This window comes from Rhodothermales bacterium (assembly GCA_041391505.1).
Taxonomy (GTDB): Bacteria; Bacteroidota; Rhodothermia; order Rhodothermales; family JAHQVL01; genus JAWKNW01.
The window spans coordinates 46378-60092 of the sequence record JAWKNW010000031.1 but is presented as its reverse complement, the minus strand read 5'-3'; the positions used below and the strand labels follow the sequence as shown (position 1 = coordinate 60092).

12 protein-coding genes are annotated in these 13715 nt (G+C 66.1%); 3 read left to right on the top strand and 9 right to left on the bottom strand.

Translation table 11 applies throughout. The features are described 5' to 3' along the window. The coding region (locus R2834_21485) for a lyase family protein (protein ID MEZ4702920.1) at positions 1-688 on the bottom strand (688 nt) is incomplete at its 3' end. Between the two features lie 142 nt (positions 689-830). Here R2834_21485 and panC point away from each other — a divergent pair. Together panC and R2834_21475 are read left to right on the top strand one after the other, a co-directional pair. Continuing rightward, a complete protein-coding gene (gene panC, locus R2834_21480) occupies positions 831-1700 on the top strand; it encodes a pantoate--beta-alanine ligase (protein ID MEZ4702919.1) in 870 nt (289 codons plus the stop codon). A 122-nt stretch (positions 1701-1822) separates the two neighbouring features. Further along, positions 1823-2854, top strand: a complete 1032-nt coding sequence (locus R2834_21475) for a WG repeat-containing protein (GenBank protein MEZ4702918.1) — start codon at positions 1823-1825, stop codon at positions 2852-2854. A gap of 9 nt (positions 2855-2863) precedes the next feature. Here the strand turns inward: R2834_21475 and R2834_21470 are convergent, their stop codons facing one another. Beyond that, entirely contained in the window at positions 2864-3847 is a 984-nt protein-coding gene (locus R2834_21470; protein MEZ4702917.1) for a PhoH family protein, read from the bottom strand. Between the two features lie 203 nt (positions 3848-4050). Between R2834_21470 and dapF the strand changes: the two genes are divergently transcribed. Beyond that, on the top strand, positions 4051-4914 hold the full coding sequence (dapF, locus tag R2834_21465; GenBank protein MEZ4702916.1) for a diaminopimelate epimerase: 864 nt from the start codon (positions 4051-4053) through the stop codon (positions 4912-4914). 9 nt (positions 4915-4923) lie between these two features. On the opposite strand, the gene R2834_21460 is transcribed toward dapF, so the two are convergent. The 7 genes from R2834_21460 to R2834_21430 all read right to left on the bottom strand — a co-directional run bounded on the left by R2834_21460 (position 4924) and on the right by R2834_21430 (position 13687). Beyond that, a complete protein-coding gene (locus R2834_21460) occupies positions 4924-6222 on the bottom strand; it encodes a M28 family peptidase (protein MEZ4702915.1) in 1299 nt (432 codons plus the stop codon). Continuing rightward, complete coding sequence (locus R2834_21455; GenBank protein MEZ4702914.1) at positions 6219-7889, bottom strand: amidohydrolase; 1671 nt, start codon at positions 7887-7889, stop codon at positions 6219-6221. Before R2834_21455 ends, R2834_21460 begins: the two co-directional genes overlap by 4 nt. A 104-nt stretch (positions 7890-7993) precedes the next feature. Then, a complete protein-coding gene (locus R2834_21450; protein ID MEZ4702913.1) occupies positions 7994-10072 on the bottom strand; it encodes a peptidylprolyl isomerase in 2079 nt (692 codons plus the stop codon). Positions 10073-10325: 253 nt separating this feature from the next. After that, positions 10326-11087: a FliA/WhiG family RNA polymerase sigma factor gene (locus R2834_21445; protein MEZ4702912.1), complete on the bottom strand. Its 762-nt coding sequence runs from the start codon at positions 11085-11087 to the stop codon at positions 10326-10328. 65 nt (positions 11088-11152) lie between these two features. Continuing rightward, complete coding sequence (locus R2834_21440) at positions 11153-11389, bottom strand: hypothetical protein (GenBank protein ID MEZ4702911.1); 237 nt, start codon at positions 11387-11389, stop codon at positions 11153-11155. 108 nt (positions 11390-11497) lie between these two features. Next, the gene (locus R2834_21435; protein ID MEZ4702910.1) at positions 11498-12271 is read right to left on the bottom strand and encodes a P-loop NTPase; all 774 of its coding nucleotides are present in this window, start codon (positions 12269-12271) and stop codon (positions 11498-11500) included. Between the two features lie 57 nt (positions 12272-12328). Beyond that, positions 12329-13687 (bottom strand): flagellar biosynthesis protein FlhF, encoded by a 1359-nt coding sequence (locus R2834_21430; GenBank protein ID MEZ4702909.1) that lies wholly within the window; start codon positions 13685-13687, stop codon positions 12329-12331. Positions 13688-13715: the final 28 nt, after the last annotated feature.

The following is a 13715-nucleotide window of genomic DNA, read 5'->3' as shown; positions in this document are numbered from 1 at the left end:
CCGTGCCGCCGAGCGCCAGTTCGGCCAGCTCGCCGGATGCGTACTCGAGCCGGCGGATGCCGTGCTGGATCTGCGAGGCGAAGCCCGCGAATTCCTGGCCGAGCCGGACCGGCGTCGCGTCCATGAGATGCGTGCGGCCGCTTTTTAACACGTCGTCGAAGGCGGTAGCTTTCGCCGTGAGCGCGGCCTGAAACCGCTTCAACGCCGGCACCAGCTCGCGCTCCAGCGCGATCCGGGCGGAGACGTGCATGGCCGTCGGGATCACGTCGTTCGACGATTGCGACATGTTGACGTGATCGTTCGGGTGGATGGCCTTGCTCCCCATCTCACCGCCCACCTTTTCGGTGGCCACGTTGGCGATGACCTCGTTGGCGTTCATGTTCGTCGACGTGCCGCTGCCCGTCTGGAAGATGTCGAGCACGAACTGGTCGTCGTAGTCGCCGTCCACCACGTGCTGGGCCGCGGCCACGATGGCGTCCGTCTTGGCGGCGTCCAGCAGCCCCAGGGCGTTATTGGCGCGCGCCGCGGCCTGCTTGATGAGGCCCACCGCCTCGATGAACAGTCTGGGGAAGCGCTGGCCGCTGATCGGAAAATTCTCGGCCGCGCGTTGGGTCTGCGCGCCGTAGAGGGCGTTGGATGGGACGCGAACCTCGCCGAGCGAGTCTTTTTCAATGCGATAATCTGACATGACGTATCGAGGCGGAATGGTGTTTTCGTGATTGCCGGACGTATACTCAGCGACTGCGCACAAGTTTGACGCCGGCGGGCGTCCCCCGCGAAGAACGGGTAAAACGCCGGCCGACCCTCAACCGAACCCTGAACTCAGTTCCATGGACGTTATTACAACGGTATCGGAGATGCAACGCCGCGCCGACGCGCTCCGCGCGGCGGGCACGCGGCTGGCGCTGGTGCCCACGATGGGCGCCCTGCACGAGGGCCATCTCGCGCTGGTGTCCCGCGCCCGCGACGCCGCCGGCCACGTCACGGTATCGATCTTCGTCAATCCCACCCAGTTCGTCGCCGGCGAAGACCTCGCCCGCTACCCGCGCCCCGTCGACGAGGATCTGCGCAAGCTCCGCGAGGCCGGCGTGGATACGGTGTTTCTGCCGGACGAATCCGCGATGTATCCGGATCGCGAGCGCGGTCAGCGCACCTGGGTGCTGACGGACCAGCTCGATCGCTACCTCTGCGGCGCCTTCCGCGACGGGCATTTTCGGGGCGTCACTACCGTGGTCACGAAGCTCGTCAATGCCTGCAAACCCCACGTTACGGTGTTCGGTCTCAAGGACGCGCAGCAGTTTGTGATCATCCGGCGCATGTTCTTCGACCTCAACGTGGATGTCGAAATCATTGGCGTACCGACCTACCGCGATCCCGACGGCCTCGCCGCGTCCTCCAGAAACGTCTACCTCACCCCCGCGCAGCGCGCCGAGGCGCCGGCGTTGTATCGGGCCCTGACGGCCACGCGCGCGGCCATCGAGGCCGGCGAGCGCGACGCGGCGGCCCTGCGCCGGGCGCTGGTCGACCGCCTCGAGGCCGTGCCCGGAGCCCGCGTGCAATACGCCGAAATCGTCGATGCCGAGGTGCTCCAGCCGGTCGAACGGCTCCAGGCCGGGGTGGACGTCCTGGTCGCGGTCGCCGTCTTCTTTGGCGCGACCCGGCTGATCGACAATGTCTTCGTCACGCCGCCGGCCGGCTGAGCGGCGTCGGCGGGCCGGCGAGGCTTTTTAGTGTGGGAGTTGGTACATTGGGGCACGCGACGCGTCGCCCACCAGCGCCCGCGCGTGTTTTATTTACCCACTCAGATTGGACCATCGAACGCATGCAGTGGAATTTGTTTAGTCCGGCGTACCCGATGCGCCGGCTCCTTATCGCGGTTTGCCTGGTCCTGGGACCTGTCTGCGCCCGGGATGCCTCCGCCCAGCAGCTTTTTCCGGCCCGAATCGATGACGCGTACGGCTACATCGACGCTTCCGGCCGCGTGGCGATCGAGCCGCGCTTCGATGTCGCCAGCGAGTTCGACGAAGGCCGCGCGCCCGTGCAGATCGGCGGCTTCTGGGGCTTTATCGACGAGCGCGGCGAGGTGGTGGTCGAGACCATGTACGAAAAGGTGTTTCCCTTTTCCGGCGGCTTTGCGCGCGTTTCCAGCCGCGGCAAGTGGTTCTTCATCGACGCCGACGGCAAGCGGCTGACCGATCAGACGTATGAGGCCAACCTCGATTTTTCGGAGGGCCTGGCCCCCATCAAACGCAAACGCAAGGGCAAGCCCCTCTGGGGTTTTGTGGCCGCGAACGGCGAGGAAGAGATCGTCCCTCGCTTCCAGAGCGCGCTTTCCTTCTCGGAGGGCCTGGCTCCGGTCGAGGAGAAACGGCAGATCGTCTTCGTGAAAACCGGCTCGCGCTGGGGATACGTCGATCGGGAAGGTAACTACGCGATCGAGCCACAATTCGACGCGGCGAAAGGGTTTTCGGAGGGCCTCGGGCTCGTGCATGTCGACGGAAGCTATGCGTTCATCGACAAGGCCGGCGCCATCCAGTTCACGGCGCCGTTCGGGCAGGTCTACAGCTTCTCCGAAGGGTTTTCGCGCATCTACGAAGAAGGGCTGTGGGGTTATCTGGATACATCGGGGGAAGTCGCCATCCCGTTGCAGTTCGACTTCGCGAACGACTTCTCCGAAGGGTTCGCGCTCGTGCGGTACGGCAACAAATGGGGCTACATCGGCACCGACGGCGTATACGTCATCCAGCCGCGCTTCGACCGCGCGTGGAGCTTCGAGGGCGGCCTGGCCCGCGTACAGATCGACGGAAAAACGGGCGATATCGACAAGCCCGGGATCCTGATCTGGCCGAACTGACGCCCGGCGTCAGTGCCGGCCGTTCGCCGGCCGCGCCGGTTCGCTCTCCGCGTGTTTTTCGTAGGCCTCGATGATGTCCTTGACGAGCCGGTGGCGCAACACGTCCTGCCGGCCGAAGCGGACGAACGAGATGCCTTCCACGGACTCGAGGATGTGCTGCGCCTGGACCAGACCGCTTTGCTCCAGGCTCGGCAGATCGGTCTGCGTCACGTCGCCCGTGATGATGGCGCGGCTGTTGGCCCCGAGACGCGTCAGAAACATCTTCATCTGCTGCCGCGTGGCGTTCTGCGCCTCGTCCAGGATCACGAAGGCCGAGTTGAGCGTGCGCCCGCGCATATAGGCGAGCGGCACGATCTCGACGATGTGCTGCTCCATGTAGGTGTTCAGCTTGTCGTGCGAGAGCATGTCTTCCAGCGCGTCGTAGAGCGGCCGCAGGTAGGGGTCCACCTTGTCGCGGAAGTCGCCCGGCAGAAAGCCGAGCCGTTCGCCGGCCTCCACCGCCGGGCGGCACAACACGATGCGTTTGACCTGGCGCGCCTTGAGGGCGGCCACGGCCAGCGCCACCGCCGTATAGGTCTTGCCCGTGCCGGCCGGGCCGACCGCAAACACGAGATCGTGCTCGCGCGCCACCGCGACCAGCCTTTTCTGGTTGGCCGTCTTGGCCCGGATCACCCCGCCGTTGGGGGTGAACAGCACCACGTCCTCCACCGAGGCATCCGGCAGCGACGAACCGCCGTCCGTGGAAACGGCGAGCACCGTCTCGACGTCGTTTTCGGTGAGTTGCTTGTTCCGGTTCAGCACGAGGATGAGTTCGCCGAGAACCCGTTCAACATGCTCTACATCCGTCGATGCGCCTCGCATCAGGATCTGATTGCCGCGCGCCGTGATCTGGGTGTTGGGGAAGGCCGCCTCAATCTTGCGCAGGTGGGTGTCGTTGAATCCGTACAGCAAAACAGGCTCAACGCGGTCGATGATCAGTTTTTTTTCTGTCAAATTGACGCCAGGCAAAAAGGGTAGATGGATGGGAGTCTAAACAGGGGGTACCGGGTATAACGGCGCGAGGTCTCACAGGTTTTCGAGGGGCCCCGAAAGGCCTCGCCCGGTGCAGATACTACTCCGTTTAATTTCGTTCCACAGATCGGGTTTCGGAGAGAACGAGCGCCCTCGGTCGTTTTCACCAACCCGCTGCCCGTAGCATGACTCCACGCGCGCTCGTCCTGGAATTTACGAAGATGAATGGGGCCGGCAATGATTTTATCGTTATCGATAACCGGTTCTATCATTTTAACGCCGATGAACTCTCCGACCTCGCCCGGCGGTACTGCCCCCGGCGGGTCGGCGTGGGCGCCGACGGCCTGCTGGCCTTCAGCGCGCCGGACGGCCCGGACGCCCACTATCGCATGAAATACTACAACGCCGACGGCAGCCTCGGCACCATGTGCGGCAACGGGGCGCGGTGCCTGGTCCGCTTCGCCCGGATGGCCGGCTTCGCCGACGAGACGCTGGTGTTCGAGTCGGACGCCGGCGTCTACCACGCCACCGCAGGCCCGGCCATGGACGATACGGTGCGCCTCTACGTCCGCCCCCCGGAACGCTTCAAACGGGCCGTCCGCCTCGCCTCGGAAAACGCCCGCAGCGCCGGCACCTGTCATTTTATCTGGACGGGCACCGAACACGCGGTCTGTTTCGTCGACGATGTGTCGTACGCCCCGATCGAACGCTGGGGGCCGGCCGTCCGGTACGATGCGGCGCTGCAGCCGGCGGGCGCGAACGTCAACTTCGTGCAAGTGGATGAGCGCGGCGACGAGAGCCACCCGGCGCGCATCACCGTTCGCACGCACGAGAAGGGGGTCGAGGCGGAGACGCTCGCCTGCGGCACCGGAGCCATGGCCTCGGCGGTCGTGTCGCGCCTTCAGGATCTGATCGACGTCGAGCGGGTGGAGGTGCACATGCCCGGCGGCGTGCTGGGAGTGGGCTTTGAACTCGATGGGGACGACATCAGCGGGCTCTACCTGGAAGGGCCCGCGGTGGCGGTCTTTCGCGGCACGCTGGAAGTCTGAGGGAGGCCCTCAGCGGGCATCGATGGCGCGCAGGAAGCGCTCCGACAGGGTGTAGACGGCCTGGAAATCGTCCCATTCGAGCGTGGCCGGCACGTCGTTCACGCTGTGGTAGGGCTGGGTCCCTTTGTTGGTATAGATGAAAAATCCTTCGATGCCGGCGGTCAGAAAGGGATAGTGATCGCTGTTGGGCGCGTTTGCGCGCTTGCCGATCCGGCTGATGCCCACGCCGGCGTTCGCCGCGTTCAACACGTCCAGCGCCTCGGGAAAGTCGCTGCCGCCCACGACGGTGATGCCGTCCTCGCCGGAGGCGACCATGTCCAGGTTGAGCACGAAGTCGATGGCTTCCAGCGGCACCGGCGGGTCGGCCACGAACGCGCGCGAACCGAGCAGGCCCTGCTCTTCGCCTGAAAACGCCACGAACAGCACGGTGCGGCCGAACGGCTGTTCGGCGCAGGCGCGGCTCAGGCCCAGCAGCAGCGCGGTGCCGCTCGCGTTGTCGTTGGCTCCCGGAAAAAAGACGTCCGGCCCGATGCGTCCCAGGTGGTCGTAATGCGCCATGACGACGAGGTAGCGATCCGCGGCGCGGGTTCCGGGGCACTGCGCCAGCACGTTGGCGCTCGTGGTCTCCTCATCGCGCGTCGTTTCGAGGGAATAGGCGATGCGGGGTGTCTCCGCCGGCCAGTACGAACGAAGGAGGAGGAAACCGGGGAGGGTGGTGTTCTGCGGAAAAGGGCCGTGCGACAGGTTATCCGTAAGAAAAACGACGGCGCGCGCGCCGAAATGCGCAGCGGCTTCCATGCGGTACAGCGTCGTGCGGCTCGCCGGGAGCAAACCCTCGGGCAGGGGGGAGGGCATGGCGTCGTCGAGCACCACGATCGCGTCGCGGACGTCGAGCCCCTCATAGGCATTCACGCCGGCGTCGGGCGCGTAGAGGCCCGAGCCGGCGATCACGACGCGGGCGTCGCCCGAAGCGTGCGCCGACGGGCTGGATGCGATGGGCAGAAAGCCGGCGCCGAGCGGAATCGCCGCGCCGTTGAGGGCGAAAACCGGCGCCTGACGGATCAGGTCGACGGTGAAGGAAAACGGTAGAAGATACGACCCGCCGACCGGGGCGAGGCCGGCTTCCTCGAACTGGCGCTCGATGTAGGCGGCCGCCCGACGATGACCTTCCCCCTCGTAGCCGCGTCCCTCCATCCAGGGAGCGGCGAGGGTGTCGACATCGCGCCGCGCGCGGTCGAGCACGGTCTGGGCCTGCGCCATGCAGGGCACGAGCAGGACAAGCAGGACAAAAGCGGAGCGAGGCGTCATGGCGCGGGGGCTTCGTACACGACCTTGCCGCCGACGACCGTCTTTACGATGCGGGCGTCGCGCAGGGTCTCGGGAGCAATACGGGTGAGATCGCGGTCGATCAGGACAAAATCGGCCGACATGCCGACGCGGAGCGCGCCGCGCTGTTCCTCGTCGAATGCGGCATAAGCTGCCTCGCGGGTGTAGGCGGCGAGCGCCTCTTCCACGCCGATCTTCTGCTCGGGCACCCATCCGCCGGGATGCGCCTCGTCGAGCGTGCGGCGCGTCACCGCGGCGTAGATGCCCTCCAGCGGCGTCGGAGGGGCGACGAACCAGTCGCTCCCGAAGGCGACATGCGCGCCGGCGTCGATCAGCGAGCGAAAGGCATAGGTCGTCTTGCTCCGCTCGGGCCCGATGACGCGTTCCGCCCAGCGGCCGTCGTCGATGGCGTGATACGGCTGCATGCTGGCGATCACCCTGAGCGCTGCGAAGCGCGGGATGTCCGCGGGCGCGATGTGCTGCGCGTGTTCGATCCGGAACCGGCGATCGCGCGGACCGTGGCGCGAGGCGGTGTCCTCGAAAAGGTTGAGCAGCGTATGGATGGCGCGGTCGCCGATCGCATGCACCATGACCTGGAGCCCCGCGGAGTCCGCGCCGGCGATCCAGCGGCGCAGATCGTCCTCGCTCTCGACAAAAAAGCCGCTGTCGCCGGGCGCGTCGGTGAACGGCTCGAAGAACGCGGCGGTGTGCGACCCGAGCGAGCCATCCACAAACCCCTTCAGCCCCCCGATGCGGACCCAGTCGTCGCCGCGCCCCCGGCTCGCGACGCGTTCGGCGAGGGCGGGCCAGGCGGCGAGCGGGGTGGCCGCGTAGATGCGGGTGGTGAGCCGGCCGGCGTCGCGCGCCCGCTCGAACACGTCCACATCCTGCATCGTGCCCATGTTGTACACGCCGGTGACGCCCTGGGCGTTGACGTAGGCCATCGCGGCTTCGAGCGCGCGGTCGAGCTGGGCCGGCGAGGGGTCGGGGACGACGCGCCATACGAGGTTCATGGCGTTATCCTTCAGCAGCCCGGTCGGGTTGCCGGCGTCGTCGCGGACGATCTCGCCCCCGAAGACATCCGCCGTGGCGGCGGTGACGCCGGCCGCCTCGAGCGCCCGCGTGTTGGCGAGCGCCATGTGTCCGTCGAGCCGGCTGACCCATACGGGGTGGTCTGGCGTGATCGCATCGATCCAGGCGCGCTCCGGCAGGGCGCCGCCCCAGTTTTCATGATCCCAATCGCCGCCGAGAATCCAGGTGCCGGCCTCCAGCGTGGCGGCGTAGTCGGCGATGCGGCGGGCAAAGTCCTCCGGGGAGTCGGCGTCGCGGAGCTGGACCGACGCGAGGCGCATCCCGCCCTCCAGGAAATGGACGTGGCTGTCGATGAATCCTGGCGCCAAGAACGCCCCGTGGGCATCCATCAGCGCGATGCCGGCGTCGAGGCCATCCAGCACCTCCTGCCGGCTGCCGATGGCTGCGACGACGCCCCGCTCGATGCGCATGGCCTCGGCCCACGGCGCGGCGGGGGCGGCGGTCCAGATGCGGGCGTTGACCACCGCGTAGGTGTCGGACAGGGGCGCGGCGGGGCGGGGTTGGCAGGAAGTGGCCATGAGGACGAGCAGCGCGAGCGCGAGAGGCGAGCGGGTCATGGGCGGTGGGGATGGGGCATGGCGCCGGTTGTTAAAAGGGCGTGCATCGTGCACGCCCCTGGTATCGAATCGGTTTCCGGCGGAGGCCGGCACGGGCTGCGCGCTTACTGCAGGAACAGCCGGCGGCGATCGTCGACATCGGCCTGTTCGCGGAGGGCGGTGAGCCACTGCGAGGTCACCAGCTGGCGGCGCTGCGTCAGCAATTCGTTGCGGAGCTGCTCGCGCTGGGCGTCGCCGAGGGCCGGCGGCGCGACGACTTCGGTGACCTGCACGATGAAGGCCGCGTTGGCGCCCTTGATGACGCCGGACGTTTCGCCCTGGTCCATCGCGAGCACGGTGCCCTTGAAAGCGAGGTCGTTGCCGAGTTCGCTTACGGCGCGGGTGTTGTAGGTCACCAGCGAGGCGACGCGGTGCGTGGTGCCGAGCGCGGCGGCCGCGCCTTCGAACCCGCCGGCGGCCACGGCGTCGGCGAGCTTCTTGTACTGAATCTCTTCCTTCATCGCCAGCTTGGCGCGGGGTTCGATTTCAGCCTTCACCTCCTCGAACGACCGATAGCCTTCGGGCTTGACGTCGACCAGCTGGGCCAGGATGAAGCTGTTGTCCAGCTCGACGACCTCGCTGAGCGCGCCGACCTTGCCGGCCTCCATCAGGTTGTGCAGCATGCGGCTGTTGCCGATGCCCGGGATGAACGCCTGGTCTTTCTGGACCTGGACCTCGCTGACGGTGAGGTTGCGGCGCTCGGCTTCGCCGGCGAAGTCATCCGCCTCGGTGGCAAAGTAGAGCAGGTCGTCGAGACGTTCGATGATGCTGCTTTCCGTGTCGATGCTCGGGGTGACGCGCTGGGCGTACACGGCGAGTTGCACTTCTTCGTTGCTGCGGGCAAGCACCTCGATGAGGTGGTAGCCGAAGTTGGTCTCGACCGGCCCGACCACCTGGCCGACGCGGGCGTCGAATGCCGCCTTGTCGAAGGGCTCGACCATGGCGCCCCGGCCGAACCACCCGAGATCGCCGCCCTTGCTCGCGTTCGAGTTGTCGCTGCTGTAGAGCTTCGCCATCGTGGCGAAGTCTTCACCGCGGCGGATGCGGTCGCGCACTTCGGTCGCCTGCTGGCGCGCCTGGTTCTTGGCGTTGTCGTCGCTGCCGGCGACGCGGAAGAGGATATGGCGGGCGCGGATCGACACCTCGTCGCCCGGGCGCGTGGCCTGGATCTTGATCATCCGGTACGAATCGCCCACGAGAAGCGGACCGACGATGCGGCCGGGCGTCAGGTCGTCGTACACGAGGCCGGCGATTTCCTTGTCGAGGTCGTCGGCGCGGAAGAACGCGCTGGAGTAGGGGATGTCCGAGGCGTAGCGGCTCAGGAAGAGCGAATCGTTCTCCGCCTGGGCGAAGTTCGTCTTGAGCTGCTCGAGTTCGTTCAGGATCGCGAGGGTGTCTTCCTTCGAGGGGACGCGCGGGACGCTGACGTACTTCAGGGTATAGGTTTCCTTCTGTTTGAAATCCTCCCGGTGCTCGTCGTAATAGCGGCGGACGTCGCGGTCGGCGAACGCGATCGAGTCGTCCGGCACGGCGGCGTAGCGGAGCGCGATGTAGCGGGTGTTGACCTTGCGGTTGCGGCGCTGGTATTCGTCCTCGACGTCCTGGTTGGATACGTGCACCGTCGCTTCCATCAGCTTCTGGAGCTTCTCGCGCCGGCGAACGTCGCGCAGCTGCTCCTCGAAGACCACCCAGCTCTGGCTCGCCTCGGCGTCTTCCAGATAGCTGCGGATGAGGTTGCGGTCGACGCCGCCCTGGCCGTCGCTGAAGGCCGGCGTGCTGACGACCATCGGGTGCGGGTTGTCGCCCAGGACGAGGTCGTAGAGCTCTTCGTCCGTCACCGTGATGCCCAGCCGATCCATCTCGTGCTCGATCAGGAGGCCGTCGACGAGCTGGTTGTAGACCATGTCCCGCGTATTGTCCAGCATCTGGGGCGACATGCTCTCGCCGTTATTGCGCTGGTAGATCTCGAGCTGGTTGTCGAGTACGTTGCGGTACTGCTCGTAGCTGATGGCGTCGCCGTCGACCACGATGATGTCGGTACCCGTCGACCCGACGACGTCGAACATGCCGGTATCTTGCAACATCCACAACACACCGAATGAGAGGACGAGGAAGTACAACACATACTTCGTGTTCTCCCTCATTTTGTTCATCATTCCCATAGGAGACTCTAACCGCTAATGATTGTGCGCAATCAGGCGTAGGATGCGCCTTTGCCGCATGCTGGAAAGCCGCTACGTGGGGTTTTGCTCCCGGACGCCGGCCGATTCAGGAGGCAGGCGTACAGTAGCGTCGATTTTCGAGCGGACTGATACTGCGCGGCTCCCGATTTGTTCGATCGGGGATGGCGAAACCCTGAAGAATTGGCTTTCGGGCGCTGCGGGGGGAAGCGGCGCCTCAGCTGACGAGCGATTTGCTCTGGGCCAGATGCGTGCGGAGCGTCATGAGGATCTTGCCCAGGATCTGGGAAATGCGGGCTTCGGTGAGGCTGAGCAGCTCGGCGATTTCGCGGAGCGTCAGGCTTTCGAAGTAGTAGAGGGCGAGGATCGTCTGCTCGCGTTCGGGCAGTTCCTTGATGAGGGTGCTGAGGTAGGCGTGGAGCGACGCCTTCTCGATGCGGTCGAACGCCAGCATGGCGTCGTCGTTGGGGAGCGTCTCGACGACGGTCTGTTCGCCTTCGCTGCTCGCGGTGTCGTAGAGCGAGAGCGCGAACCGGCACTGGGCGTCGGTGAGCAGGGTGTGGTAGTCCGGCAGGCTGAGCCCGAGGTATTCGGCGACTTCGTGGTCGTTCGGCTCGGCGCCGAGCGACTGCCGGAGCGTTTCGACGGCCTGCTGGGCCTCGGCGAGCTGCCGGCGGCGTTCGCGGGGGAGGGCGTCGATCGACCGGAGGTAGTCCACCAGGGCGCCCCGGATGCGGCCGTACGCGTAGGATACGAACGGGGTGCCCCGTTCCGGATCGTAGCCGTCCAGCGCCTGCAACAGCCCCAGCAGACCTACGTTTTCCAGATCCTCGCGGGAGGCGAGCGGGTGATCCGGAATGCTCAAACGGCCAACCAGTGAGCGAACCAGGGGAACGGCCGCGACAACGACCGCCTCCCGGTTCTTCGGGGTTGGTTCTGCCGCATGGAGCGCAGCGAGGCTTTGGAGATCTTGCGTCATTGGGACGTACTACGTAATCGGGTACAAGGGAAATGCGGAATCGTTTGTGGATCCTGGCCCGGCGCTCAGCTCTCGTGCACCGTTTCCGACGCCACCTTGGCGTCTTCGGTCTCGCTGGGGACGGGGACGGCGTGGAGGATGCGGTGAATCAGGCTGCCTCCGATTGTGAGCGTGAGGTAGACCATCAGTCCGAGTCCGACACTCACGAAGATCGTGCGCTCGATCGAGGCATTGTTCCAGATCAGATTCAGGAAGCTGATGACGCCGATCAGGCCGCTGAGTTGTATGAAGAGGGCTTGCATCGCTCGATGAAAAGAGGTGAAGGTAACTCGTTGAAAAAGTACAAGATGTATGCCAGTGGCCGGGGGTGTCGGGCGGCCGGCGGATCACGCCGGCGCCGCGCCGGCCGGTCAGTTGAGGCTGATCGCTTCCAGAGCGACCTGGCGCCCCTCCGACAGGTTCTGCGACATGGCGCGAAAGGCTTCCTGGACGGGGCCGGACGTGCGCACGGCAGGCTCCTGAACGGACACCGAGCGCCGGATGAGCGGGGAAAAAGGTACCCAGCCCAAGTAATTTGTTGCCCGGCCGGTGAAGTGCCTCGTGACCTTGCTGAACCGGTCCGCCACGCTCGTCGCCTCCTCCTCGGAGTCGGCGAAATTGACGACGGCGCACATCGGGTAGTCGGGGTCGTACTCCCAGATCATCCGGGCGAGGCGGTAGGCGTCGGAGATGGCCGTCGGCTCGCCGACGAGCACCAGCACGCCGAGATCCGCCCGGTCGAGGGCCCATCGCACGGCGCCTTCCGTACCGGCCGGCGCGTCGAGGATGATGTAGGCATGGTCGCGCCGCAGCTCGTTCAGCAGCGCGTCCAGCGCGCCGAAGAGCTTGGTCTGCCGCGCCTGCGGCCGGCCGGCTTCGTTGGCGCCGAGGACCAGGGTGATGCCGGATGCGGTGCGATGCAGGACCTGCTCCTTGCGGGCCGTCTGCTGCACCCATTCGAAAACGCTTCCGGCAGGCTGTTCGTTGAGCAGCAACGCACACGCTCCCTGGCCCAGATCCACATCGATGAGGGCGACCTGATGGCCCTGGGCTGCGAGCGTTTCGGCGAGGTTCACACTCAGTATGCTCTTGCCGACGCCGCCTTTGCCGCTCGTAACGGCTATGATCGTTGAACTACGCTTCATGTTATACTGGAATGGCGCGTTGAGCGTGGACACGTCCAACACGGGAGAATGGCAGGACTACATGAGATGCATCATCTCCTCGACGAACCAGCTCGGCGAGAAGGCGCCGACGCCGTCCGGGATCCGGGGGCTCGACGAGGCGAACTGGACGGGCAGTTGCATCTGCATCATCCATTCGGCGATACGTCCCCAGCTCCGCGTTTCGTCGAGGTGCGTGAGGGCCACGGCGTCGGGCTGGAGAGGCATCCGCCGGAGCACGTCCGGGTCGAAGTCCTCCAGCGCCCGCGTGGCATTGAGCACGAGGTGGACCTGGAGCGGCAGCATGGGCTCCACGATCCGTTTGAGGTACTGCAGCGTCTTCCGCGCCGACGCTTCGTGGACGGGAAGCGGGGGCGTATCGATCAGCACCTTCTCGAAGGACTGCGCGCGATCGAGCGCCTGCGTCATCTCCTCGGGGGTACGCACGCTCTGCACGGGAATGCCGAACTGACGGAAGAACTCCGTCGGGTTCAGGTAGGGCAGGGCGCGGTCGTCTTCGGGGTAGATCGAGATGACGGTGGTCTGGTGCCGGCCGAAGAAGCTCGGGTGTTTCGCCAGCTTGAGGAGCGTCGACGTCTTGCCGGCGCCGCTGGGGCCGATCATCATGAGCGGACCGTTATAGCGCTTGGGCACCGTACACTGCAGCGCGAGCCGGATTTCCTGGGCGAGCGCCCACCGCACCTTCTCCCGATCTCCATCGGGCTCGTAGCCCCGGTTGATCAGGTTGTCGAAGAGCCGGGTGACCGTCGAGGGCCGCATGCCCTGCCGCAACAGCTTGGTGTAGTAGATGTTGGCTACCCAGCGCTGTCCGGCGCCAATGATCGAGCTTTCGAAGCGGCGGTCGAGCAGGTCGAGCCGCTCGTGCAGCACGCGCAGCTGGGCCTCCAGCAGCTCCTCCAGCCGTTCGGGCAGCGCCGGCACCAGCGACTGCGCCGGCTGCGGCAGCTGCGTGCCGTTGAAGAGCGTGTTGCGCCCGGCCTCGCGGCCGGCGGCCGGGCTCGGCACGATCGCGCGCGGCTCGACCGGGATGCTGGCCGAGGGCGGCAGGTCGTAGGAAAAAAGCCCATCGCCGGAAGAAACGTCCTCGCCGGCCGGCACGAAACGGGGGGTCTCGACCTGGACGCGCTGGCGCGCCCGGTTGCGACCGTATCCGTAGCCGGCGGCGACGGGTTCGTTCAGCGCGGGCGTCGGAGCACCCTGCGTCACGCGGCGGCCGGCGTTCAGGTTGGCCGGCACGTCCACCATCACCGTGATGCGCGCCGGCGCATCGCCTTCGGCGGGAATCGATTCTAACAGCACCACGTCGTCGCCCAGCAGTCGACGCGCTTCGATCAGCGCCGCGTGGATGCTGGGGCCGGTCAGCGTTTTAACTTTCATGAAATGCGAAAACCTTGGAGTGGTAAAA